The sequence below is a fragment of the Pseudodesulfovibrio nedwellii genome, assembly GCF_027923765.1.
In the GTDB taxonomy this organism is placed as follows: domain Bacteria; phylum Desulfobacterota; class Desulfovibrionia; order Desulfovibrionales; family Desulfovibrionaceae; genus Pseudodesulfovibrio; species Pseudodesulfovibrio nedwellii.
Window position 1 is genome coordinate 3,338,047 of sequence record NZ_AP026709.1, and the last position, 22,829, is coordinate 3,360,875.

The window sequence follows — 22,829 nt, forward strand, 5'->3', positions numbered from 1 at the left end:
CTTCACCTACTCGGACGGACGGTTGAGACTGCCCATGGAATATCCGGCCAGATCCACGGCTACGTGACGGTAGCCAAGTTCTCGGAGTCTGGCATTGATGTGGTGACCGTGTGAGACGAGAGTGGCAATTTGATCGTGTGGAACTTCGATGCGAGCGACGTCACCGTGATGGCGTACACGGACTGCTGGGAATCCGTTTTTCATGAGGTAGATTTCGGCTTGCTCTACTCGTGTCAGTGCGGATTCGGTGACCCGTTTGTTGACCGGCATACGTGAGAGTAAACAGGCAAAGGCTGGTTTATCCCATGTTGGCAGATTGAAGTGGTGGGATAGCTCCCGTATGTCCTGTTTGGACAATTCGGCTTCCATCAGCGGACTCATGACACCCAGTTCGCGCAGTGCTTTCAAGCCGGGGCGGTAGTCGCCCAGGTCATCAAGGTTCGTGCCGTCGAGAACACTGGATAGCCCCCGATCCATCGCCACTTTGAGTAACATGCTAAATAGGGCTTTTTTGCAGGTGTAGCAATGATCCGGCGGGTTCATGCGCAATGCTTCGGGGAAAGGGAGGTCAATCTCACTGTACTTTACGCCGATGGATGCGGCGAATTTTCGTGCCTCCGTGATTTCCCATTTGGGAGTGTAAGGGGTGGAGATGGTGGCAGCCATGGCTTTGTCTCCGAGAGCTTCTTTGGTTGCGTACAGAAGCAGCGTGCTGTCAACACCGCCGGAAAAAGCTACGAGTGCGCTTGTTGTGTCGGTTAATAGGCTGAGGAGTGTCTGATACCGTTGTATGGCGCCGGGGGAAACCACGATGTTCGTTGTCATTTCGAGCGTGCCTTGTTGATTGCGAGATAAACGTCACTGAGGGGAATATTGTATTTATGGGCGAGTGTGCGACAGTCTTCAAATTCCGGCTTGGAGCGGAGGACCTGTCCGTCGAGATGCGCATTTTTTATGGTCACAGTGCCGAGCGGTGTCTCCAGTTTTTCAAATGAAATATTGAGCTCTGTTTTGTCCAGTGGAATGGATTTAATACCCAGCGTTGTGGTGTGTGTGAAAAGCAGACGCTTGAATTTCTCTTCGTCTTCGATGCCGCAAAGTACCGAAAGAGTTGTGGCTGGACGGCTCTTTTTCATGATTATGGGGGTGAAGTGGACGTCCATAGCCCCGTCATCCATGAGTTGGTCAAGGGCCGCGCCGAGCATTTCACCGGTCATGTCGTCGATGTTGCACTGGAGCAATCGCGCCGGGATAGTTTTTAGGCCCATTGGCTCTTCAACGACAGAAGCCAGATGCACCCGCAGAACATTGGGAATGTCCGTGTTCCGATGGCCTATGCCGTATCCTGTCTTTTCGACAATCATAGCCGGTGTGTCCGTGAAGTGATCGACAAGTGTGACGAGAATGGCCGCGCCGGTTGGGGTCGTTGTTTCTTTTTTTACGGCTCCATGAGTGGTTGGATGGCCGTGCAGGATTTCGACGGTGGCTGGTGCTGGTACAGGGATGGTGCCGTGAGAACATGTGACAAAGCCGCCGCCCAGTTCTATGGAAGAACACCAGACAGCATCGATTTTCAAGAGGTCAAAACAGATGGCCGCGCCCACAATATCTACAATGGCGTCAGTTGCACCGACTTCGTGGAAATGGACTTCATACACATCCTTGTCGTGAACAGTGGCTTCGGCTTCAGCCAGACAACGGAATATGGCAAGGCTGGTTGCCTTGATCGATTCTTTGAGCGAACTCGTGGCTATGATTGTTTCGATGTCTTCAAGATTTCGGTGTTTATGCAAGTGCTCTTTGAGAATCACCTCGACACGGGTGCCGTGGATACCCTTGCGGGAATCGTTAATTATTTCGAGGGAAAATTCGTCATCAAGGCCAAGCCGTGAAAGTGCTTTCGTCAGGGAATGCGGTTCCACGCCGAGCGCGATCATGGCGGCAAGATTCATGTCTCCGCTGATGCCGGAGAAGCAGTCATAATAGAGTATGTTCATTGTCTTCCCTGATGGTGACGGGAGCAAAGTGCCCGATGATTCATTCATTGAGGCTACCGCAAATGATGGCGTGAAGTCGATAGTAATCTGGCTGGCATTTTAATGGAAATGGATAAGCAAACGGCCCGGAAGGATATTCTACCGAGCCGTTGAAATAGCTATTGTTCGTCGATGTGTGAATTTTAGAAAATTCGATCAATAAAACTCTGGATGCGCGGGTCTTCACATTGTTTGGAGAAGAAGTCATCCGGTGCGCCCTTGGCCAGAAACGAACCGTTTTCCATGAATACGACATGATCTGCAACTTCACGGGCAAAGCCCATGTTGTGGGTGACGATGATCATGGTCATGCCGTCGTCAGCCAATTGTTTGATGGCGGCAAATACTTCTCCAACCAGTTCCGGGTCTAGTGCCGATGTCGGTTCGTCGAAGAGCATTAGTTTCGGCTTCATGGATAGGGCGCGGGCAATGGCGGCACGTTGTTTTTGTCCGCCAGAAAGCGAGGCCGGGAAACGGTCTGCAAAGCTGCTCATACCGACTTTTTCCAGCATGCTCATGGCAACAGCCCGGGCTTCTGCCTTGGGGATGCCGAGGACGGTGACCTGACCTTCCATGGCGTTTTCAATTACAGTCATGTGCGGGAACAGGTTGAAGTGCTGAAAGACCATACCGATTTGGGTGCGTAGTTTGCAGATGTTCTTGGGTTTGTCGAGCACCTGCTTGCCCTTGACCTGACGATACCCCACGTCGTTGCCTTCAAACAGAATGGAGCCGGAATCGATGGTTTCCAGTATGTTGATGGCTCGTAGCAAGGTGGATTTTCCTGAACCGGAAGGACCGATGATAACGGTCTTTTCTCCAGCCTGCATTGTAAGGTCGATGTTATCCACGGCTCGGTGAGTGCCGAAAGTCTTGACGATATTTTTGAGTTCCAAAAGCGGTTGCATCAGCGTTTCTCGTATGCGCCCACGCGCTCTTCAAGTCGTTCGAAGGTGAAGGTGAAGACGGTGGTGAAAAGAAGGTAGATAACAGCGGCCAACCCCAGCACGGTGATGTTGAATGAGGCATTGAACAGCTGGTCTGCCGTGCGCATCAATTCGACCATGGCGATGGTGGAGACCAATGCAGTATCCTTGATGAGAGCGATGAATTCATTGCCCACGGGCGGCAGAATGACGCGGTATGTCTGCGGGATGATAATCCGGCGCATGGCCTGCCAGTTGGACATGCCCATGGCTTCGGCGGCTTCCATCTGTCCTTGGTCGATGGACTGGATGCCGCTACGGATAATTTCCGCGAGGTAGGCCGAGTAGTTCAGACCAAGCCCGATGAGTGCCGCCGGAATGGGTTTCAATGTGATACCGATGGCGGGCAACCCATAATAGATGAAGAAAAGTTGGAGTAGAAGCGGGGTGCCGCGGAACAGCCAGATAATGAACCAACACAGTCTGTTTATGGCCTTGAAATCACCTATCCGGCCAAGCGCGATAAGCAGTCCGCCGATGGGGGAGAGTATCATGGTAAAGACCACGAGCAACAGGGTCATGAGACTGCCCTTCAGAAGATGCGGCATGAATTTTATCGTGTCGTTCATCAACCGTTTCCACTGGGGCAACATGGCTTCTTTTACGGAGTCGCGGAATTGGAGTGCTTCGATATTGTCCGGGTAGACGGCTAAAAGCTCTTCTACGACAGCAATGGCGGCAGGGTAGTCCTTGACCGCGAATTCGAGACGGGCGGCTTGCATGCGGCTAGAAGCAAATTGTCCTTCATCACCTTCCGGGCCAGGGGCCGGGATTTGCAGATAGATGGTGATGGCAGCTTCAAGGTCGCCTGTGACCATGACATCGTTGGCCTTGCGTATGAGCGCGTCGGCATTTTCTGTCGCGGTGGAAGCAGCCTGCGCACCGAGGGCGAGCAGGGAAATGACGAGGAGCGCCGCAATAACGGCGCTCCTCAATATTGAGTCAATCGTTGTTTTCACGACAGTCGACTACCACTTGGCAGGGTTGGTGACATCTTCACCGAACCACTTGCGGGAGATCTTGCCCATGGTGCCATCGGCAATCATCTCGTCAATAGCCTTCTGGATCATGCCGCGCAGAGCAGCGTCTTCCATGCGGTAAGCAACGCCGAAAGCTTCCTTGGTGATGTAACCGGGCAGAGCGCGGAACTCGCCGGGACGGGAAGCCATGTAATAACGGCCGGTCACGTTGTCGACAACAACGGAATCCAGACGATCAGCTTCGAGGTCAAGGAAGGCCTTGGGGTTGGTATCGTATTCGCGAATTTCACCAGCTGCGTTGGGCAGCTTTTTGGCAGCTTCAAGAGCGGGGGAACCGGCCTGAACGCCGATCTTCTTGCCGCCAAGAGCTTCGAAAGTTTTGATTTCCTTTTCATCCATGCGAACGGTGGCGATTTGACCATCCATCAGGTACGGCTTGGAAAAGGCGACTTTTTTCTGGCGTTCGGGAGTGATGGTCATGCCGTTCCAGATACAGTCAAATTTCTTGGCGTACAGGGAGTTGATAACGCCCTTCCATTCGGTGGGCTGCCACATGATTTTGATGCCCAGGCGTTTGCCGACTTCTTCGGCAGTGTCCACGTCAAGACCGACGAGTGTGCCGTTGTCGTCGCGGAAACCCATGGGCGGGAAGGCGTCGTCCAGACCAATAACCAACTGGCCGGCACTCTTGACGCGTTCCCATGAACCGTCAGCGGCGAAGGCAGAGGCGGCGCACAGACACAGAGCCATAACCATAAGAGCAGTGAGTAAGCGTTTCATCCTAGAATCCTCGTGTTAGTTCAAAAAATGAGTACCTCAAGACATGTGGGGATAACAAGATTCCTGCGGATGTGGCAATGAGAAAAACGGCTGGCATTTTGTTCAATCGTAATACTCTGGGGCGCTTATTCCTGTGAGATTTTTTTAGTTTGGGTTAGAGATATGGTTTTTTGAGGCAAGAGAGTAAGGCGTTTGTTTTCTGCATGAACTTGGCGTCATGCCGTGTTGATCCAAAAATGCCCGTGAAAAGGTTGAGATGCTGTTGTAACCGACAGCCAGAGAGGCTTCCGTGACATTTGTTTTACCGTCTTCCAAAAGAGAACGCGCTTTTTTCAAACGTATTCGGCGAAGATACCCAAATACAGTTGTTCCAAAAGCGTGGCGGAATTCTTGATTCAGGGTGACGTGAGATGTGTTGAGCATCCGGGCCAATGTTGACAGGGATGGTGGACTTTCCATTGAGTGAGCCAATATTTCCGCAGCCTGATATACTCGTTCAGGGTTTAAGCAATTTGTTGGATTTGATTGATCTGGGGTTTTGTTTCCAAAGCGGTTTATGCATACGGCAAGGAGCTCATATGTCTTGCTTTTATAATAAATATGGCTGTCTTCAAGTCCTTTTTCCGGGGTCAGAATCTGGTTGAGAATATTCATGGATGTAGCGTCTATGGATCTTGTGTCGATGAATTCGTTGTCGATCAATCCATTGGCTGCAAGTTGGAGATGGAGCGGCATTTTCATTTGTTCGTGGCGGGTTATGTCATGGAAGGTCTCTGGGGAAACGACAATGGCCAGAGAGAGTCTGTAGCTTTGGGCTTTGTCAATCACGGTGACCTGTTTTCTTTGTCTGTACATCATTGTGCAATTTCCTGTCTCAACGGTTATTCCAGGAATATCCACATCTCCCATTCCCGAAAGGCAGAAACCAATTTCAAACGCCGGTTTCCCCATGCAAACATGCGAAAGTATTGATGTTTGCACACTGTATTTTGTGATGAACAGATCAATACCCTTTTGAATGTGGATTTGTTGCAGCGACCCATGCCCGAATGATTTTGGAATTTCGTATGACTGAGCGAAGGGCTGTCCAAAGGAGTCGGTTGCCTTGAGTTTGCATGGGGTACTCCGTGTCATCGGGTTTGAGAGAGTGAATTCCATGAACTGTTCCTCGCGTTGCGCTGTTGATTGTCCGGTCTCACATAAAAAAAGAGGGCTATGAGATACTGTCGTCAATTACCTTATTAAAAATGAAAATCAATTTCAAGTGCCTTGTCGAAGCCCCGCCATTCCTTTCATTTCCGACAAATCATAAATCATATGGGAAAGGCATATTGAAGGTGGCAGGTATATCGTGCCTCAGTTTGAAGTGAGATTTCGGTCTATTTATATCTTCTGATGAAGTCGTTGACGACGACTCATTGGCGGCAAGAGATGATGAGGAGTGTTGTATATGATTTCCATTTTTCGAAAAGGTCTGTTGGCAGCATTTTTTATGCTGTTTGCCATGGCTTTGGTGAGTCCGGCGGTTGCGCAGGACAAGGATGAGGTTGAGAAGAAGGATTCCCAACCGGTTACTCTCGGTGCGACTGTGGTCACCGCTCAAAAGCGGGAGGAAAATGTACAGGATGTTCCGATCAGCATGGATGTGTTCAGTGGTATGGATATTGACGATGCGGGTATCGGGGATTTGAGTGAACTCACACTCTTTTCTCCCAATGTCTATGCGAAGCAGAGCACGAATCAGCAAATGATTATTATGCGTGGACTGTCATCCCATAATGTCGTTTTGAACACCCCAGCCGGGCTGTTTGTCGATGACATTTGTTACCCTTTGACGTTTATGCAGAACCCGGAACTGCTTGATATTGAACGTATAGAAGTACTGAGAGGTCCTCAGGGAACTTTGTATGGGCATAACACCGAGGCTGGGGCAATCAGGATTATCACTCGTCAGCCTGACAATACGGTGCGGGGAAAAGTCTTTATTGAACCCGGATTTTACAATTCTTCTGAAAGAGATAGCTGGTTGTATACTGCAGGAGCGTCGCTCAGTGGTCCTTTGGTTGAGGATCTCCTCTATATGGGCGGTTCATTTTTGACCAAGGGGACACCCGGCTACATGGAGAACATCTATGATGGAGACAAGCGTGCGGCGAAAGAAGAGTCTCAAAATGGGCAAATCAAGCTTCGTTGGACGCCTAGTGATCCTTGGGACATCTCTCTACTGGTCAATGCATCTCATAAGGATAATGGCTATGGCTATATGCATTATGTCGATGGCCCGCTCGCTTCCGATAAATACACCATCAATTGGGATGGGGCGAATAGTTGGGTTGATGAGAGCAACGGCCAATCCCTTCATGTGAAATATAAGGCCAACTGGGCGGATGTTACTTCCATAACCACACGTAACAATTATAACACCAGATTTAAAAATGATGGTGAGTTCGGCCCACTTGTTTTCCCGGATCAAAAATTCAAATTTATCAATGAATCATACAGCCAGGAAGTTCGTTTTAATTCCATTGAAAGCGAGAATCCTTTTGAATGGCTGGGTGGTGTTTTTGTTTCATATGATGACAACGATGCCAAAGCGGCCTTTTTTGGGCAGTCGCGGGACACTTCATTTGAAAACACCAACTATGCTGTTTTCGGACAGATGGCGTACACCTTTTTTGATGCCTTGAAGTTGTCCGTCGGATTGCGTTTTGATCATCAACAGTCTGATGGAGAGCAGGACCTGACAAGTGCGGGGCAGTCCTACGACAAGAGCATTGTGCATGATGACGTTTTGCCGAAAGTCTCCCTTTCATATGATGTGAATGATCATTTCATGACGTATGCCTCTTTTTCCAAGGGATTACTCGCCGGAGGGTATAATTACGCGTTTGCAACGGATTCGGATACGCTGACATTTGGACCGGAAACCACATGGAACTATGAGCTTGGCATGAAGTCCGATTGGTTTGGCAACAAGCTCACGTTCAATGCTGCCGGTTATTATATCGATATAAAAGACAAACAGGTTGAAGAGTTTTTGAGCGGTCCTGCTGTTCGTAGTGTGACCAATGCCGCCGAAGCTTCTTCACGTGGTTTTGAGATGGAGATGGAATATCGCCCGGCGCATGGATGGTTCCTTTTCGGGAATTATGGATACGCCGATGCCCGGATTGACCAATGGGTATCTGATGAAATGGGCGGTGGTACCTTTGACTACAAAGACAAAAAACTCCCCCACGCACCAGAGTATACGTATAATATAGGTGCCGAATATGTCCATGATACCGGATATTTCGGCAGATTGGATTTGTTGGGTGTTGGTGGTTTCTATACGGATGCAAAAAATACGACCTGGGTGAGTCCGTATGAAGTTGTCAACGTGCGCGCAGGGCGTCGCATGGAATCATGGGATGTCTCGGTGTGGTGCAAGAACCTTTTGAACCGTGAGTATTATTTGGACAAGGGCGTATATATTGGTGGCAATGAAATTGCGAGCGATGGAGCCCCTCGGTCTGTAGGCGTTAATCTGACATATCACTTTTAATTGAATATATACGGAGTCGAAAAATGAAACGGATACTTGCTGTTCTTACTCTTTCTTTGGGATTGATATTCCCCGGAGCCGCTTTTGCTCATACTCTTTGGGTGAACGTCTACGAGTCGTTTGTCCATAAGCCGGGCCATGTTATTGCATCGCTTGGTTGGGGGCACGTCGTGCCGATGGATGATGTCTTTGAGCACTTTGACCTTGCGTCCTACTATTTGGTTGATCCGGATATGAGTCGAGTGGACTTTCCTTTGCCCGCATTAATAAAAAAGATGGACGGTGAAAGTGAGGTGCAGAAATCCCTTCGCATAGTGGGTGGGGACACGGGAGTGCACAAGATGACTCTGAAAGATGATGCCAAGAAGGGCACCTATCAGGTCGCTGCAGTTTCACGGGATAATTTTTACAGTACGTATATTGATTTGAAAGGGCGTCACAAGTGGGCGCACACCACTATGGACAAGGTCAAGAATGTCAAGAAAGTGATTGAAGGCATGAAATTCACGACCTACGCCAAGTCTTTCTTTACGGTTGGCAAGTGGACTCAGCCGAGTGCGTTGGGCTTTGATCTGGAGATCCTTCCGTTGACTGACCTCAGCCGAGTGCGAGCGGGAGAAATGGTGGAATTCGATGTGAAGCTTTTGGGACGTTCGTTGAATACGATACCAGAACGGGCTTTTGAATATATGACATTGACAAGTAACACGTTTGGAGGGCCAGACGGTTTTACCTTGGCAACGCTTGTGTATAACGGGAAGGCTTCTTTCCGTATTCCCACAGCGGGCCAGTGGGTCGCTAATATCTATACCCGTCAGGCAGTCACACCGGATGGGCCTTTGAAGGCGCTGGTCGGTAAATGCACTAACGTCTTGTATGCGGCTACGGTCAGTTTTAATGTGAATCCTTAAGTTTGAAAAAAGCCGTTCACATGAAAATCATGTGAACGGCTTTTGCTTGTAGGCAAATATGTCTATTCGTGTGAGTGGTTTTTTATATCGTAAGTGCCCCATGTTCCCACAGGATTTTGAGACCGATGCAAATCAGCACGGAGCCTCCGAGAAGTTCTGCGTATTTCCCGATACTCTGTGCTTTGGCAGCGGTTTTCCCGAATTGTAGGCCGACAACGGTGAAGAGTGTGGCGACGATGCCGATGATCAGTGAAGGCCACCATACGGAAATACCCAGCATTGAGAGGCTGAGACCGACTGCGAGTGCGTCGATGCTGGTTGCAACGGACAGCACCACCAGTGACATCCCTTTGGTCGGGTCATTCTGACATTCTCCTTCATCTTCGAAGGCTTCACGGATCATTTTGTATCCGATGTAGCCAAGCAGGCCAAAAGCGATCCAGTGGTCGTATGCTTCAATATAGGAGCTGACTGTTCTTCCAAGATACCAACCAAGTATGGGCATGAGTGCCTGAAACAGGCCAAAGTGCCACGCCAGACGAAAGGTCTGTCGAGGGCTGACGCATTTGAGCGAGACACCGGTGGCAATAGCAACGGCAAAGGCATCCATGGCGAGGGCAATGGCAATGGTGACGAGTTCGATATTTCCCACATTGGCTCCTTGGATTCGAAGGAATTGGTAGCGTGCTTTGTTGAATCCCTCAAGCCTTTTAGGGGAGGGGCATTCTACCAATTGTCGTCTGAAATATAGTCGAGGTCGTTTTCGACGGTGAAGTTTAGGACTTTGATGCGTAATTCTTCATCATTTTCTATGATGGTACCAGTGACGGTTACCCATTTTTCGACATGTGCAGTGAGGCTTTCTGCATTTTCATCGTGTTCAACGATAAATTCTTCTTCTCCATCTACAAGAATCAAGACTCCTGAAACAGTGTCTCCATTCCAATTTGATGGGAGGACCTGCCCGTATAAGGAGTCCTCATAAATATCCAAAGCCATTTTTATCTCCGTTGATTGCCTGTGCTGTTGCTCCTTATCGTCGAGGTTTCTATTCAATTGGTAGAACATACCCCCGGCGATGGGAGCGAAATGTTTTCAAATTGTATTCTGTATCAAAGAGTATGCCTTATAAAAAAGGCTCGTACTTTTTTGGCTGCAGAAGTTTCCGGGAGAAGCTTCTACTGCTAAGTGACAGAATATACAACGTAAAAAATAAGCGGAGGGTTCGATTTTTGGTGCTGAGGATGTATCGTGCGGTCCAAGTAACAAGGATCGCTTTGAGGGGAGTTTATGTAAATACACTTCCAACGAATGGAGATGTCATGGATGATAGGAATGCCGTATAGTTTACACTGAATCGGACATGATCGCCAACTTGCAATGGGGTTCTCGTGGCGTCGAGTATGACGTGATCACTGCTTGAGCCCAAAATATCGACATCGATTAATGGTATAAGGCCTGCCACATGAACATCCTGTTTTCCCAACGCTACAATTGTTCTGAGTATTTTACCTTTGTCTTCAACGTGAGGCGTATTGCCAAAGGCATCCAGGCCTGTTTCCCCTTCAGGGAGTGACGGCTTGATTTTGGATTCTATGACTTCTGCAACCAGAGAAATCGCATCAAGGTGAAGCCCTTCAATGTGTTTTCTTGACAAAGATTCTCTCCCAAGAAGGAGGGATTCGCCCAGTCGAACGTTGTTTGTTCTGCCAGTGTTGTCATTTTGAAGCATCCAATCAAAGTTTGCAGAATTTCCTCCAGAAATTATATGAAAATTGATGCCGTATTTCTTTTCACAGGTGTCTGCCAGACTGGAGAAATGATCCATGTTGGTTTTTGTTGGTTTGACTCCATTTAGGCACGCCATGTTTGTCCCTAAACCGATGAGTCGAACGCCTTTCATTTGGCGTACTTCTTCAATTGTTTTGTTGAGATCCTGACGAAGTATTCCTTCCCGAAGATCCCCCATCTCCACCATAAGAATAATGTCGTGGACAAGATCTTTTTCAAGGGCCGATTTGGAAAGCTCTTCAATGACAAATAGTTCAGTGTTGAGGCTTCCGTCCGCATAGGTGACGACGTCACGAGATTCACTAGCAGAGGGTGTCCTGATCAGGAGGAACTGTGCTTGAACACCAGCTTTTTTCATACGGATTATATTTTCGATCCGTGAATCTCCGAGAGAAGAAATGCCTGCGGAAACAAAACAGTTGGCAATTTGGGGCTCCCCGAGAAAACTCTTGGTGACAGCCGTAATTTGAATGCCTTTGGCTCCGAACATGGAAATTAGTTCTTTTGCGTTACTGTGTAATTTTGAGAGGTTTATTTCAAGATAAGGTGTCTTCATCAAGCCAACTTGGCTTGAAGCTGTGGGAAGGTGAGTAATATATTTTTAATTAGTGAATTGCAGCCGAACTTGAGGACGTCTGTAGCGGGTATTCCAAATTGTTTTTGATATGCACTCATTGTTTCATCAATATCTGAATCGGACATGTCCTCATGATTAATGGTGATGCCAATGACAGGAGACTGCGCGAAAACTTCAATGAGTTCGATTTCGTCTTCCAAGCGAGGCATCTTAATGGCTGGATAATCGCCCAGGTGTTCTCGTTTCGGTGGATGCTGGACAATGATCGCTTCAGGTTGTCCTCCTCTAATAATGAAGCACGAGCTTAAATAGGCCGGATGGCTGAGTGAGCCTTGGCCCTCTATAACAATAATGTCCGGTTTTTTGGTTTCCCATGCCTCGACAACAGCCTTTTCCATCTCGCCTGAAATGAATTGTTCTTTGAGGGCGTCAAGAGGAACACCAAATTTTGCTCCCTGAATAACGCCTGTCTGCCCTGTGGCTATCATTACAGTATTAAGACCGAGGGCTTTAAGGGCTTGGGTCAGGATAACTGATGTCGTGCGTTTGCCAACCGCGCTGTCCGTCCCGAGAATGGCTATTTTTGGACATTCAACTTTGCTGATGTCTCCGGTAAACACCCGTCTTTGTATATCCTTTTGTTGTTTTCTGATGTCGTGCAACTGAACATTGCATTCTGCAGCTTTCTGAACGAAGGCTTCATCGTCGGTCAAAAAATCATGAAGGCCGTTGATGATGTCGAGATTTTTCTCCATTGCATAAAACATCACGTCGCGGTCATCAGAAGAGAATGCACCGGATAATGGAGCCATTCCATAAATAAAGGCTTTGACCAAGTCTCCTGTCTCTTCCAGGGCTTCGTGTATATCTTTGTAGATGGTGATTCCATTGGCTGCATTATCAAGCACTTCTCCGGCATCCAGATGAGCCTTGGTACTGTCGATGATGCCTGCAATTTCATATCTATCTGAATAACGAGTTAATCCATTGGCTGTTTTACCATCCATTTTCCCAAAGAAACCTTCACAGTATACGACTGCATGCTCTTTGTTTATCATAGTAAATCCTTAGTAAAAGATTGATTCAGTAAATTGATTTTTTAGTAATTTTGTTTATATTTTGATGTATTATTGAGTCGTATCAATTTACTAAAGTAAAAAATTAAAGCGGTTCAACAGAAATACATACCATGAAATTTGTTTTTAAAGTCGATAATCTATTTTTATTTTTTTTATTTGTTGAATTTTGTGATTTTTATTTGAGTGCTTTTCGTAATTCAGCGCGTCAATCAGGTTTTTTGTCATTCATGTTTGTCACTTACTGTTTTTGAAATTGCCTGAGGAATGGGCAAAATTAATATTTGTGTTTTTTTTAAAAAAGCGCTTGACTTCTTTTTGGAAGTAGGCGAGTAAGTCTCTTAACACCAGCCGCACCCGTGAAGGCGCGGTCTTACTGTGACCAGCGCTGGTTTGAATTTTACAAGTCTATCGAGGAGCCGTGTACGCATCTTGTACACGGCTCCTTTTTTTTGGCGCACGGGCGCTATACTTTATCACTTTTTGGAGAATTTGAATGTCTAAGAATCTTTATGTCGGCAACTTGTCCTGGTCCTCTACTGAAGACGAAGTTCGTGCAGCTTTCGAAGCATACGGCGAAGTTACTTCTGTCAAGCTGATCGAAGACCGTGAGACCGGCCGTCCCCGTGGTTTTGGTTTTGTTGAAATGGATGACAACGGTGCTCGCGAAGCTATCGCAGCCCTGGACGGCAAAGACTTCGGTGGCCGTAACATCAAGGTCAACGAAGCTAAGGCTCGCGAAGAACGCCCCCGCTGGTAGTCTTCGGATCTAAGCCTTTATCGGCATCCTGCGCCTGTCTCTCATTTGAGAGGCAGGCGTTTTTTTTGTTGTTTTTTCTGCAACTTTGTTTGCTTTGAGAAAGGCTGTTCATGTCATTTAAAAAAAGTCACTCATCATTTTATTCATCCGGATGGTTTGGTTTTCGCTGATTGTAAAGCTTCAGTGCATTCGCTGCAAAGTCCGTAGAATGTTGTCGTGTAACGATACAGGGTGAATCCCTGCTGGCGGGCTGTCTCCTGTTGCAGGCATTGTATGTATGGGTTTCGGATCGGGATGATTTTGCCACATCTTTCGCAGAGCATATGACTGGTATGGTCACCTGATGGTTCGTAGTGGGTGGAGCCGTCGCTGTGATGGGTGCACCGGGCAATGCCTGCGTGATGAAAATGTTTGATGGTTCGGTACACCGTTGAGCGACTGACGGCAGTGTCGATGGTCTGAACCGCGTTAAGAAGTTTTTCTGAGCTCATCTCACCGCCTTCGCTCAAAAAGACTTTGAGGATCAGGAGCCGTTGTTGGGTCAGTTTGAGTGTATTATCTGCCAAATATTTTTTGAATGATTTGAGTGCTTCCTGCATTTTTTTGATCTTCACGCATGCGTATTTTTGAGTTTTGAGGCCCTTGTTGACCTTGAGTCTCATTGAGACGGATATTTTATCAATTTTTATGAGTTAAATGACCTTGAGTCTCAACAAGACTTTTTTGTTGACCTCTTGTTGTGTCGGGTCTATTGCTGATATCGAAATTCATTATCAATTGCAACAAGTGGTTTTTTCAACGAGGGGAGGTTCGCATGTTTTCTCACAAAACTCTTAAATCCATGGCGCCGGGAGAGACCGCTTTTGTAGTGGCTATCAACGCTGGTTGCAAGGCCAGAACAAGGCTGGAGTCCATCGGTATTATCCCCGGAATTGAGGTTGATGTTTTGAATAACAGCCGAGGTCCAATGCTTGTTTCCGTGGGAGAGGGGCGAGTGATGGTTGAGCGCGGCATCGCACAAAAGGTTTTGGTGGCCTAATACGGCATGCCGTGTCGGGAATACACATATCAAGGAAGTGACAATAATGACTCTTGACGAATTAAATCCAGGGACTCGGTGCGTGATGAAAGACATCACAACAGATGGTGCCTTGGGACAACGGCTGATGGACCTGGGGTTTTACCCCGGTGCCGAGATCGAAATTGTTCGGAATGCCCCACTGGTTGATCCCGTGGAATTGCATCTTGACGGCTATCATGTCTCCATTAGACATACCGAAGCTCGGCATATTCAGGTGGGCGACTAATGGCTTCGAAAGAACTCGTCGTTGCTTTGGCTGGGCAACCAAACTGCGGAAAATCCACTGTTTTCAATATGTTGACAGGCGCACGTCAGCATGTCGCCAACTATCCGGGCGTTACTGTTGAGAAAAAGACCGGATCGTTTAAATTGGGTGATTCCCGTGTGGAGTTGGTTGACCTGCCGGGTACATACAGTCTGACATCCTACTCTTTGGAAGAGCGCGTTGCTCGTGATTTCCTGTTGGGTGACAATCCCGACGTTGTCATTGATGTGGCCGATGGTTCCAATCTTAAACGCAACCTGTACCTGACTCTTCAAATTTTGGAGATGGAAGTTCCTGCACTTCTTAATCTCAACATGATGGATGTGGTGGAGCGTCGTGGACATGCCGTGGATGTCGAAAAGCTGGAAGATATTCTCGGTATCCCGGTTGTGCCGACTACTGCCAAAAAAGGAGTTGGTCGGGAAGCTCTCAAAACCGCGATGCAGGCCTTGGCTCACGGGCGTAAGGAAGATGTTTTCAAGGTTGATTATGGTCCGCTTGAGCCATTTATTGCCGAACTTGAGGTGGTGTTGGTCGAGGACCCTGTTTCTTGTCTTCGCTACCCTGTGCGTTGGCTTGCAATCAAGCTGCTCGAAGGTGACGCAGAGGCTGGAAAGCAGCTCACGTTGAATCATCCTGACAGCGAGCAGGTTCTTGCCAAAGTGGAATCTTGCAGAGAGCGCTTTGCGAAAGAGAATCCGAATGGAGCGGACAGGCATATTGCTTTTACCCGTCATGCCGTATGCGCGAAGATTGCCAAAGACGTGGTGACCTTGCCGCGTGAACGTGGTCACAACCTGTCGGATACCGTTGATAAGTATGTCTGCAATCGCTATTGGGGGCCGATTATTCTGGTAGCCATTCTGGTGGTGTTGTATCAAATCTCCATTGTTTTTGGTGGCTGGCTTGCCTTGAAAGTCTGGCCGGTTTGGGGGGCCCTTGAAGATTTGGCCGGAGATATTTTGCCGCAAGCCGGGTTCATGACAGATCCGTTGTTGCGTTCGCTTGGCGTATGGGTGGTGAAATCCATCACGGCAATTTTGAATTATCTTCCCATCTTTTTCCTGTTGTTCGCCCTTATCGCTATCCTTGAAGACAGCGGATACATGCCGCGAATGGCCTTTTTGCTGGACCGGTTGTTCCGTCGTTTCGGATTGCATGGTCAGTCTACACTGCCCATGATTCTCGGTGGTGTGTATGTGGGTGGATGCGCTATTCCCGGTGTTATGGCGACCAAAGCCATTCCTGACGAACGGGCTCGTTTGGCGACCATTCTCATTATTCCCATGATGAACTGCCTGGCGAAGGTGCCGCTCTATCTGATTCTTATCGGGGCATATTTTGCCGATGTTGCAGGGTGGGCCATGTTCTTTATCGCCACAGTGACCTTGTTCATGGCCTTACCTGTTGCAAAATTGCTTTCGCTGACCGTGCTTCGGAAGCATGACAGTGCTCCGTTTATCATGGAGATGCCGCCGTACCATTTGCCGACCATTTCTGGCATATTGCGGCGTGCGTTTGAACGAATTTGGCTGTTTATGAAGAAGATCGTCACTGTGGTTGCAGCCGTAGCCGTGGTCGTCTTTGTGCTGATCAACTTCCCGGGGCTATCTGAAGAAAAAATGGCGCATTACGCTTCCATGCAAGATAAAGCTGTGGCGGGTTTTGTTCAGAAAGTGGACGCAACCCAGTATGCCGGACAGATTACTTCCGAAAATACGACTGCAGTCATCCTGTTTGGCGAAGCTTTGAAGCAGGCTAAACGAGGTGTGAAAGACAAGGAAACATCCGCTGCCATCAATGAGGATTTTCAGGCAAAGAACCCGATTTATTATGCCGTTGTCAAACGCGTTGGTAAGGATGGTAAAAAGCTGAATCGGGAACTGAAAAAAGTCATCAAGGTCCGTAAGAAAATACGGCGCGAAATGCGTGGTGAGCGCTTTGAAAACAGTTTTCTTGGTTCCATGGGCAAGGCTCTCGAACCTGTGACTCAGTGGGCCGGGTTTAACTGGCGTATTAATATCGCACTGTTGTCAGCCTTTGCGGCTAAGGAAAACAGTGCGGCAACCCTCGGGGCCATCTATGGCATCGATGATTCCGGCCAGTCTGTTCAAGAGAGTATGAAGGCGAATGAAGGCGGGTTTACCCCCTTGCATGCGTTGGCTCTGATGCTGTTCATGGCTTTGTATCCACCCTGCGTTCCTACATCCATCATGGTGAGAAGCCAGTCCAATTCAACGGGCTGGATGCTGTTTTCCATCGGTTATCAGACTGTACTGGGCTTGTTTGTCGCCAGCTTGGTCTTTACCGGTGGCACTGTGCTCGGATTGACCGGCTGGCAAACAATGTGGGCATTTTATGGACTGTGCCTTGCCGCAACCATCGGCATGGCAATGATCCCAACACCTGAAGAAAAGGAAGCGGCTGTGTCCGCTCCTACGTATAATAAAGAATGCTCTTAAGGAGGAGTATACACATGAAAAAAATGATGATTGTTTTGACTTTGGCGGCATTGCTTGGTTTCTCCGGAATGGCTTTTGCCCATAGCCCTTTGATGAGCTGCTTTGATAACGGCGATGGTACTGTCACTTGCGAAGGTGGGTATTCTGATGGTTCTTCTGCATCCGGTACCAAGATGCACCTCAAGAGCGAGGACGGGAAAAGCATACTTGAAGGCAAGATGAACGAAGACAGCGAATACTCTTTTACTAAGCCTGAGGGTGGCTACCTGGTCATTTTTGATGGTGGTGAAGGTCATACCGTGGAAGTTAACGGCGCAGACATCGTTGAATAGAGATGTATGATGCAAGGTATGGCTTACCTGCCTTGCATTTTTTTTAATGGATATATTGAGAATAATATTCAATTTCAATCGAGAGGAGTTTTTTGATGATGAAACGGTTTATCCCCCTTATGGCTGCGGCATGCGTGTTGACTTTGGTTGGTTCTGCATTTGCCCATTTCATGGTTGTTTACACCCCGGAAATTGCTTTGCAAGAAAGCAAAAATCTGGACATGCGCATAATGTTTACCCATCCAGCAGAAGCTGGTCACATGATGGATATGGGTGGCATTGAAGAATTTTATGTTCTGAGCCAGCGCGGTGATTCCAAAGTGAAGAAGACCGACCTCAAAGGATATCTGAAAGATATCGTATGGAAGAATCCCGAAGCGCAGGCACCGGCCTTTTCTGCCATGATTCCCAAGAAAGTAGTGCGTTCCATGGGCGACTACGTTTTTGTCATGAAGCCCGGTTACTACTTTGAAAAAGAAGAAGGTCTGTACATGCAGCAGATCACCAAGTTGATCCTGAATGTTGGCGGCGTACCTGGCAACTGGGCTGAGCCTGTTGGTCTTCCTTGCGAAATCGTTCCCCTGATCAAACCGTATGGTCTGTGGACTGGTAACGTCTTCAAGGCACTGGTCCTGTCCGATGGCAAGCCCGTAGCCGGTGCTGAAGTTGAAGTCGAGTACATGAGCCATATGCCCAACCTGAAAACCAACTCCATGCCCGCAGAGTCCACAGTAACATATCCGCAGGGTTCCTTTGTCACCCAGACCATCTTCACTGATGCTGATGGTTACATCACCTTTGGTATCCCCAAGGCTGGTTGGTGGGGTTTTGCAGCTCTCGGTGTTGGCCCCGAAAAGGAATACAAAGGCAAGGAACTTGGTCAGGACGCAGTTATCTGGGTCAAGGCCGAAGACATGAAATAGAATGGTATTCCCCCTCTAGATAGTGAGAATCATACCCTCCCAGCAGGTGCGGCGGCTTGTCTAAGAGCCGCCGCACCGACCTGCGGATAGCGGACTGTGATGGACTTTTTGTGCGTGAGAGCTTGACGAGACGGGAGTGTGCATATGGACGAAAAAATACGGGTGACGCAATGCGAGGTGGTTGTTCCACCCGCTGGCGGAACTTTTGAAACTCAGCTCGTCGTGATTGTTGCATTTGTGACCATTGTTTTGTGCGGATGCGGCATCCTTTTACGAAGCTCCGGGGCAGAGGAATATACGGTCCCTGCGTGGCAGGTTGATGCTTTCAGCGATCTTCAACCTGAAGAGCTCGCTATTTTCAATGCGCTTCTTACATCAGCTCCTGAGATTGAAATGATTCATGAAGATGAGTTTGATTGGCCGTCGGTGACGGAATTGGCTGAGGCTCAGCTGCCTCCGTTTGTTCAGGATTCATCGTGGCGTAGTGACGGGAGTTATCATTGGATACGGAACATTATCAGTACAGAGGATAAACATATTGTTCTGTATATGGGAAATCCTGGTGATGACATCAAAACAGGCTCTTTTCTGTTGGTGATGCTGCATGATCATATCAAGAAACAAGGGAATGCGGGAGTGGCCAGTCACGTTCCCTTTGAAGTTTGGATTCATCCTTCTTCCTCTCCTTCGTTTCCGGGAATGAGCACGGATCAGGCATTGATCAATGGTGGATGGCGAGAAGTGGTTGCTCGGAAGGGTGAGCGTGAGATGAAAAAATCTCGAGGCGAGGATTACTTCTAATGATTCGTAAGTTACTATATAGTATCGTTTTTGGTTTGTTTATGGTGAGTGCTGCGTGCCCCGCTGAAGATATTCCTCGCATTGGTGTGACACTGCATCCGTACTATAGCTTTGTGAAAGCTATCGTCGGCGATACTGCCGAAGTCGTTCCTCTCATTGGTGAAGGGTTTAATCCTCATAATTACCGGCCTCAGCCCGAGGATATCAAGAAATGCATGACGTTGGATGTCATGGTCGTCAACGGCATCGGGCATGATGAATTTGCCTTTGAAAGCATCGAAGCAGCCAATTTGAAAGGAAAACTCCCGCTTATTTTCGCCAACAAGGACGTTTCACTTATTCCGGTGAGTGGACATCTAGATGGCAAGAAAGTTGTCAATCCCCACACATTTGTCTCTGTGACCGCCTCGGTTCGCCAAGTTTATACTATTGCCAAGGAGCTGGGAGAACTGTTCCCTGAGAACGCCTCCCTATACCGAAAGAATGGACGGAAATATGCGGCTCGGCTTCGTCGGATGAAAGCCGAATACATGGAGCGTATAGCCGATCTGCCGGATTTGGATTTCCGTTGCGCCACTATTCACGGCGGATATGATTACCTTTTTCAGGATTTTGGATTACAGGTGACCGCTGTTATCGAGCCGGGGCATGGGCTGAAGCCTGCAGCCAGCCAGCTTGCCCGAATTATAGATGAAATCAAAAGACTCGGCGTGAATGTTATTTTTACTGAGATGGCGTTTCCCGACAAATATGTGGACACCATCCATGAGGAGACCGGTATTCGGATTCGTCATTTGTCACATTTGACCAATGGCGAATATACGGAAGAGGGGTTTGAGAAGGGATTGCGAGCCAATCTTGAAGCCCTGACAAATGCCCTTGTAGACGCAAAAACTGCCAAACAGGGAGGCTGATATGTCTAAAGTGACTTTGTTGACAAAAGGTCCCACCGTTCACTTTGAGCATTTGGGACTGCGTCTTGGCGGCAATACCATTCTTTCGGATGTGAATTTTACGATTCAACCTGGTTCGATTCATTGCATAATTGGTCCCAATGGAGGCGGCAAGACTTCTCTTATTCGTTCAATGCTCGGACAGATGCCCCACACCGGCGATATTCGCATTTGCTGGGGTGGGCCGACAACGATCGGCTATGTCCCCCAGTCGTTGGATTATGACGATACCTTGCCCATGACGGTCTTGGATTTCATGGCAATGCTTTGCCAACGAAGGCCTGCCTTCCTCGGTTTGAAGCATAGTAAGCGGTCCTTGATTAATGATGTGTTGCAACGTGTCGGTATGGATTCAAAAATTAACCGGCCATTTGGCTCTCTGTCCGGGGGGGAACGTCAAAGAATTTTGTTTGCACAAGCATTAATGCCCCGTCCAAAGTTGCTTATTCTGGACGAACCGACAACCGGTTTGGATCAGGCCGGTACAGCGATTATGCATGATGTGCTGGAAGAGTTGCGCCGGGAAGGGACAACGATCCTTTGTATCCATCATGATCTCTCGGTTGTTCGTGAAATGGGTGATGTTGTGACGTGTATCAATCGGCAATTGTTGTTTTCAGGGCCTCCGGTCGAGGAATTGACTCCTGAGCGTGTATTTTCTGTTTTTTCTTCAGTCAAGGCGGCCTGATTTGATGGATTTTATTTACGACTTTATTCGACTTCCGCTCATGGAGATGGGCAAGGCCGGGGTGTTGCCTGAATTTTTTCAATACGCTTTTGTTATCAACGCCCTGTTATGCGCATTGGTGGCCGGACCGCTTCTTGGTGGAATCGGTACCATGGTGGTTTCAAAGCGGTTGGCCTTTTTCTCCCAGGCAGTGGGGCAGGCTGCCCTGACAGGCGTGGCGCTCGGCGTGCTGCTTGGTGAACCCGTGACCGCCCCGTATGTATCCCTGTTTGGGTTTTGTATCCTGTTCGCACTGACTATGAATTACACCCGTAATCGTATGCGCATGAAGCAGGATATTGTTATCGGTGTTTTTCTTTCGGTCTCGTTGGCAGTGGGGGCCTGTGTTCTTTTGTATGTCACGGCCAAGGTGAATATGCATGTGTTGGACAATATTTTATTTGGTTCCGTTCTTACGGTGAATAACACTGACATGAACGTTTTGATTGTCATTGCCGGGTTATGCGTTGCCGTGGGTATCCCTACCTATAACAAAATGTTGCTTGCCAGTTTTAATCCCAGCCTCGCTCAGGTTCGCGGTATCAATGCCAAATTGTATGACTATGTGTTCGTGCTCATGATTACGGTTATTACTGTTGCCTGCCTGAAAATTGTGGGGGCGGTGCTTGTGGAAGCATTGCTCATTATTCCGGCGGCGGCTGCGAGAAACGTCAGTCGTTCTGTGCGTGGTTTTTTCTTTTATAGTGTGGCCTTCGCCACCGTGAGTTGCATGCTTGGCATCATTATCCCGATGCAATTTGAAATCCCGGTGCCGTCTGGCGGTGCCATTATACTCGTCGCTTCCATCGTCTTCATGATGACAGCCGGAGTGCGCATGGTCTCCGGCTCTTTCAAGGAGGCTGCGGTATGAAGAAGTGCCTTATTATTGGTATGCTGGTGACATTTGTTTTTCTTTGGGCAAGGGCTGGTATTGCCGCGGATGCTTCAGAAAAAACCGTTGTTCTGACATCCATCGGCGCAGTGCAGGCCATGGCTGAAGTCCTGACTGAAAATACATCCATCACGGTGATGAACAGCATCCCGCAAGGATATTCCATGCGAGGACAGGATGCTTATTTCAAAAAGCATAGGGAAGCGTTTTTTCAATCGGCAGCCAAAGCAGACGCGGTGCTTACCGTCGGATCAGCTTGGCCGGCTGACCCTTTGTACAAATGGGCCAGACGAAGCAACATCCGAGTGGTCAATATCGACGCGACCAGACCTTTGGACGAATATGGCGCGGGTGTGCCGTTGGTGACGGTGCAAGGAAAGAACGTTCCGTTTGTCTGGCGTAGCCCCGCCAATATGACTCGTATGGGGGCCATTACAGCCGATGACCTTTCGCGTCTTGTCCCTGCGGAAGCTTCGACGATCAAGGCCAATCTCAAGAGAATGCAGTCCGTTCTGTTCAGAATCCGGTCAAAGTATGAAGCGGCGTTTACTGACCTTGAGAGTGTGGACATTGCTGCGCTGACTGGTGCGTATACCCCATTAATCGATGAATTTGGATTGGATGTCATTGCCTACGCCCTTAAGCCTGAAGTCGAGTGGACGGAAAATGATGCAAAGGGTTTTGCCGAACAGTTGAAATCCGGCGATATTAAAGCCGTTGCCTGTGCATGGGAGCCGGATGAAAAGGTACGAAAGGTTATTGTGAAGAGTGGTGCTGTTCCGGTGGTACTGGAGAAGTTCGTTCGCGAATCAGATGTCGATCCGATCATTTCCTTGAGCAATTGGTATGAACGCAACTTGTCCCGTCTTCTTGCGGCGCTACAGGATTAACCTCGGAGGAAGTCATGGATACCATCTTTGCGATTGTAATCATTGTCGTGGCTGTGGCCTAT

24 protein-coding genes are annotated in these 22,829 nt (G+C 48.3%); 13 read left to right on the forward strand and 11 right to left on the reverse strand.

All coding sequences use genetic code 11. The features are described from left to right. Positions 1 to 6: 6 nt before the first annotated feature. From larE to SYK_RS15580, 6 genes are all read right to left on the reverse strand, one after another. Positions 7 to 825, reverse strand: a complete 819-nt coding sequence (gene larE / locus SYK_RS15555) for an ATP-dependent sacrificial sulfur transferase LarE (protein ID WP_281761187.1) — start codon at positions 823 to 825, stop codon at positions 7 to 9. Next, positions 822 to 1,997, reverse strand: a complete 1,176-nt coding sequence (gene larC / locus SYK_RS15560) for a nickel pincer cofactor biosynthesis protein LarC (protein WP_281761188.1) — start codon at positions 1,995 to 1,997, stop codon at positions 822 to 824. The genes larE and larC overlap by 4 nt, the downstream gene beginning before the upstream one ends. A 182-nt stretch (positions 1,998 to 2,179) precedes the next feature. After that, positions 2,180 to 2,944: an amino acid ABC transporter ATP-binding protein gene (locus tag SYK_RS15565; protein ID WP_281761189.1), complete on the reverse strand. Its 765-nt coding sequence runs from the start codon at positions 2,942 to 2,944 to the stop codon at positions 2,180 to 2,182. Next, a complete protein-coding gene (locus tag SYK_RS15570; RefSeq protein ID WP_281761190.1) occupies positions 2,944 to 3,957 on the reverse strand; it encodes an ABC transporter permease subunit in 1,014 nt (337 codons plus the stop codon). The genes SYK_RS15565 and SYK_RS15570 overlap by 1 nt, the downstream gene beginning before the upstream one ends. Before the next feature lie 33 nt (positions 3,958 to 3,990). Next, positions 3,991 to 4,782, reverse strand: coding sequence for an amino acid ABC transporter substrate-binding protein (locus SYK_RS15575; protein ID WP_281761191.1), 792 nt, complete (start codon positions 4,780 to 4,782; stop codon positions 3,991 to 3,993). Positions 4,783 to 4,926: 144 nt separating this feature from the next. Next, the gene (locus tag SYK_RS15580) at positions 4,927 to 5,940 is read right to left on the reverse strand and encodes an AraC family transcriptional regulator (RefSeq protein ID WP_488663689.1); all 1,014 of its coding nucleotides are present in this window, start codon (positions 5,938 to 5,940) and stop codon (positions 4,927 to 4,929) included. A gap of 292 nt (positions 5,941 to 6,232) precedes the next feature. On the opposite strand from SYK_RS15580, the gene SYK_RS15585 reads away from it, so the two are divergent. Together SYK_RS15585 and SYK_RS15590 are read left to right on the forward strand one after the other, a co-directional pair. Next, on the forward strand, positions 6,233 to 8,326 hold the full coding sequence (locus SYK_RS15585) for a TonB-dependent receptor (protein ID WP_281761193.1): 2,094 nt from the start codon (positions 6,233 to 6,235) through the stop codon (positions 8,324 to 8,326). A gap of 23 nt (positions 8,327 to 8,349) precedes the next feature. Continuing rightward, positions 8,350 to 9,237, forward strand: coding sequence for a DUF4198 domain-containing protein (locus SYK_RS15590; RefSeq protein ID WP_281761194.1), 888 nt, complete (start codon positions 8,350 to 8,352; stop codon positions 9,235 to 9,237). An 82-nt stretch (positions 9,238 to 9,319) separates the two neighbouring features. On the opposite strand, the gene SYK_RS15595 is transcribed toward SYK_RS15590, so the two are convergent. The 4 genes from SYK_RS15595 to SYK_RS15610 form a co-directional block, all read right to left on the reverse strand. Further along, positions 9,320 to 9,889 carry a manganese efflux pump MntP gene (locus SYK_RS15595; RefSeq protein ID WP_281761195.1) on the reverse strand — a complete coding sequence of 190 codons (570 nt, stop codon included), beginning with the start codon at positions 9,887 to 9,889 and terminating at the stop codon, positions 9,320 to 9,322. 74 nt (positions 9,890 to 9,963) lie between these two features. Continuing rightward, entirely contained in the window at positions 9,964 to 10,236 is a 273-nt protein-coding gene (locus tag SYK_RS15600; protein ID WP_281761196.1) for a hypothetical protein, read from the reverse strand. A 289-nt stretch (positions 10,237 to 10,525) separates the two neighbouring features. After that, positions 10,526 to 11,584, reverse strand: a complete 1,059-nt coding sequence (locus SYK_RS15605; protein WP_281761197.1) for an alanine/ornithine racemase family PLP-dependent enzyme — start codon at positions 11,582 to 11,584, stop codon at positions 10,526 to 10,528. Next, positions 11,584 to 12,663 carry an N-acetyltransferase DgcN family protein gene (locus tag SYK_RS15610; protein ID WP_281761198.1) on the reverse strand — a complete coding sequence of 360 codons (1,080 nt, stop codon included), beginning with the start codon at positions 12,661 to 12,663 and terminating at the stop codon, positions 11,584 to 11,586. The genes SYK_RS15605 and SYK_RS15610 overlap by 1 nt, the downstream gene beginning before the upstream one ends. A gap of 514 nt (positions 12,664 to 13,177) precedes the next feature. On the opposite strand from SYK_RS15610, the gene rbp reads away from it, so the two are divergent. Then, positions 13,178 to 13,441 carry an RNA-binding regulator gene (gene rbp / locus SYK_RS15615; RefSeq protein WP_281761199.1) on the forward strand — a complete coding sequence of 88 codons (264 nt, stop codon included), beginning with the start codon at positions 13,178 to 13,180 and terminating at the stop codon, positions 13,439 to 13,441. A 143-nt stretch (positions 13,442 to 13,584) separates the two neighbouring features. Here the strand turns inward: rbp and SYK_RS15620 are convergent, their stop codons facing one another. Further along, positions 13,585 to 14,103: a Fur family transcriptional regulator gene (locus tag SYK_RS15620; protein WP_281761200.1), complete on the reverse strand. Its 519-nt coding sequence runs from the start codon at positions 14,101 to 14,103 to the stop codon at positions 13,585 to 13,587. Between the two features lie 152 nt (positions 14,104 to 14,255). Here SYK_RS15620 and SYK_RS15625 point away from each other — a divergent pair, with 152 nt between their 5' ends. The 10 genes from SYK_RS15625 (at position 14,256) to SYK_RS15670 (ending at position 22,767) form a co-directional block, all read left to right on the forward strand. Further along, positions 14,256 to 14,480 (forward strand): FeoA family protein, encoded by a 225-nt coding sequence (locus SYK_RS15625; RefSeq protein WP_281761201.1) that lies wholly within the window; start codon positions 14,256 to 14,258, stop codon positions 14,478 to 14,480. A gap of 46 nt (positions 14,481 to 14,526) precedes the next feature. After that, complete coding sequence (locus SYK_RS15630) at positions 14,527 to 14,748, forward strand: FeoA family protein (protein WP_281761202.1); 222 nt, start codon at positions 14,527 to 14,529, stop codon at positions 14,746 to 14,748. Then, a complete protein-coding gene (gene feoB, locus SYK_RS15635) occupies positions 14,748 to 17,249 on the forward strand; it encodes a ferrous iron transport protein B (protein ID WP_281761203.1) in 2,502 nt (833 codons plus the stop codon). Before SYK_RS15630 ends, feoB begins: the two co-directional genes overlap by 1 nt. 14 nt (positions 17,250 to 17,263) lie before the next feature. After that, complete coding sequence (locus SYK_RS15640; protein ID WP_281761204.1) at positions 17,264 to 17,581, forward strand: hypothetical protein; 318 nt, start codon at positions 17,264 to 17,266, stop codon at positions 17,579 to 17,581. Positions 17,582 to 17,676: 95 nt separating this feature from the next. Then, positions 17,677 to 18,504 (forward strand): DUF4198 domain-containing protein, encoded by an 828-nt coding sequence (locus SYK_RS15645; RefSeq protein ID WP_281761205.1) that lies wholly within the window; start codon positions 17,677 to 17,679, stop codon positions 18,502 to 18,504. Between the two features lie 144 nt (positions 18,505 to 18,648). Next, positions 18,649 to 19,305, forward strand: a complete 657-nt coding sequence (locus SYK_RS15650) for a DUF6162 family protein (protein ID WP_281761206.1) — start codon at positions 18,649 to 18,651, stop codon at positions 19,303 to 19,305. Next, the gene (locus tag SYK_RS15655; protein ID WP_281761207.1) at positions 19,305 to 20,219 is read left to right on the forward strand and encodes a metal ABC transporter solute-binding protein, Zn/Mn family; all 915 of its coding nucleotides are present in this window, start codon (positions 19,305 to 19,307) and stop codon (positions 20,217 to 20,219) included. Before SYK_RS15650 ends, SYK_RS15655 begins: the two co-directional genes overlap by 1 nt. A 1-nt stretch (position 20,220) precedes the next feature. Beyond that, positions 20,221 to 20,946 (forward strand): metal ABC transporter ATP-binding protein, encoded by a 726-nt coding sequence (locus SYK_RS15660; RefSeq protein ID WP_281761208.1) that lies wholly within the window; start codon positions 20,221 to 20,223, stop codon positions 20,944 to 20,946. A gap of 4 nt (positions 20,947 to 20,950) precedes the next feature. Then, on the forward strand, positions 20,951 to 21,856 hold the full coding sequence (locus SYK_RS15665) for a metal ABC transporter permease (RefSeq protein WP_281761209.1): 906 nt from the start codon (positions 20,951 to 20,953) through the stop codon (positions 21,854 to 21,856). After that, complete coding sequence (locus SYK_RS15670) at positions 21,853 to 22,767, forward strand: metal ABC transporter substrate-binding protein (protein WP_281761210.1); 915 nt, start codon at positions 21,853 to 21,855, stop codon at positions 22,765 to 22,767. The genes SYK_RS15665 and SYK_RS15670 overlap by 4 nt, the downstream gene beginning before the upstream one ends. Positions 22,768 to 22,829 lie beyond the last annotated feature (62 nt).

What these genes read in the sequence shown, in the direction of transcription:
- SYK_RS15590 (WP_281761194.1), top strand. Translation starts at nt 8,350, where the DNA reads ATGAAACGGATACTTGCTGTTCTTACTCTTTCTTTGGGATTGATATTC.
- SYK_RS15650 (WP_281761206.1), top strand. Translation starts at nt 18,649, where the DNA reads ATGGACGAAAAAATACGGGTGACGCAATGCGAGGTGGTTGTTCCACCC.
- SYK_RS15585 (WP_281761193.1), top strand. Translation starts at nt 6,233, where the DNA reads ATGATTTCCATTTTTCGAAAAGGTCTGTTGGCAGCATTTTTTATGCTG.
- SYK_RS15600 (WP_281761196.1), bottom strand. Translation starts at nt 10,236, where the DNA reads ATGGCTTTGGATATTTATGAGGACTCCTTATACGGGCAGGTCCTCCCA.
- SYK_RS15580 (WP_488663689.1), bottom strand. Translation starts at nt 5,940, where the DNA reads ATGGAATTCACTCTCTCAAACCCGATGACACGGAGTACCCCATGCAAA.
- SYK_RS15575 (WP_281761191.1), bottom strand. Translation starts at nt 4,782, where the DNA reads ATGAAACGCTTACTCACTGCTCTTATGGTTATGGCTCTGTGTCTGTGC.
- SYK_RS15655 (WP_281761207.1), top strand. Translation starts at nt 19,305, where the DNA reads ATGATTCGTAAGTTACTATATAGTATCGTTTTTGGTTTGTTTATGGTG.
- SYK_RS15565 (WP_281761189.1), bottom strand. Translation starts at nt 2,944, where the DNA reads ATGCAACCGCTTTTGGAACTCAAAAATATCGTCAAGACTTTCGGCACT.
- SYK_RS15670 (WP_281761210.1), top strand. Translation starts at nt 21,853, where the DNA reads ATGAAGAAGTGCCTTATTATTGGTATGCTGGTGACATTTGTTTTTCTT.
- SYK_RS15610 (WP_281761198.1), bottom strand. Translation starts at nt 12,663, where the DNA reads ATGATAAACAAAGAGCATGCAGTCGTATACTGTGAAGGTTTCTTTGGG.
- rbp (WP_281761199.1), top strand. Translation starts at nt 13,178, where the DNA reads ATGTCTAAGAATCTTTATGTCGGCAACTTGTCCTGGTCCTCTACTGAA.
- larC (WP_281761188.1), bottom strand. Translation starts at nt 1,997, where the DNA reads ATGAACATACTCTATTATGACTGCTTCTCCGGCATCAGCGGAGACATG.
- SYK_RS15640 (WP_281761204.1), top strand. Translation starts at nt 17,264, where the DNA reads ATGAAAAAAATGATGATTGTTTTGACTTTGGCGGCATTGCTTGGTTTC.
- larE (WP_281761187.1), bottom strand. Translation starts at nt 825, where the DNA reads ATGACAACGAACATCGTGGTTTCCCCCGGCGCCATACAACGGTATCAG.
- SYK_RS15660 (WP_281761208.1), top strand. Translation starts at nt 20,221, where the DNA reads ATGTCTAAAGTGACTTTGTTGACAAAAGGTCCCACCGTTCACTTTGAG.
- SYK_RS15625 (WP_281761201.1), top strand. Translation starts at nt 14,256, where the DNA reads ATGTTTTCTCACAAAACTCTTAAATCCATGGCGCCGGGAGAGACCGCT.
- SYK_RS15665 (WP_281761209.1), top strand. Translation starts at nt 20,951, where the DNA reads ATGGATTTTATTTACGACTTTATTCGACTTCCGCTCATGGAGATGGGC.
- feoB (WP_281761203.1), top strand. Translation starts at nt 14,748, where the DNA reads ATGGCTTCGAAAGAACTCGTCGTTGCTTTGGCTGGGCAACCAAACTGC.
- SYK_RS15645 (WP_281761205.1), top strand. Translation starts at nt 17,677, where the DNA reads ATGATGAAACGGTTTATCCCCCTTATGGCTGCGGCATGCGTGTTGACT.
- SYK_RS15620 (WP_281761200.1), bottom strand. Translation starts at nt 14,103, where the DNA reads ATGAGACTCAAGGTCAACAAGGGCCTCAAAACTCAAAAATACGCATGC.
- SYK_RS15630 (WP_281761202.1), top strand. Translation starts at nt 14,527, where the DNA reads ATGACTCTTGACGAATTAAATCCAGGGACTCGGTGCGTGATGAAAGAC.
- SYK_RS15605 (WP_281761197.1), bottom strand. Translation starts at nt 11,584, where the DNA reads ATGAAGACACCTTATCTTGAAATAAACCTCTCAAAATTACACAGTAAC.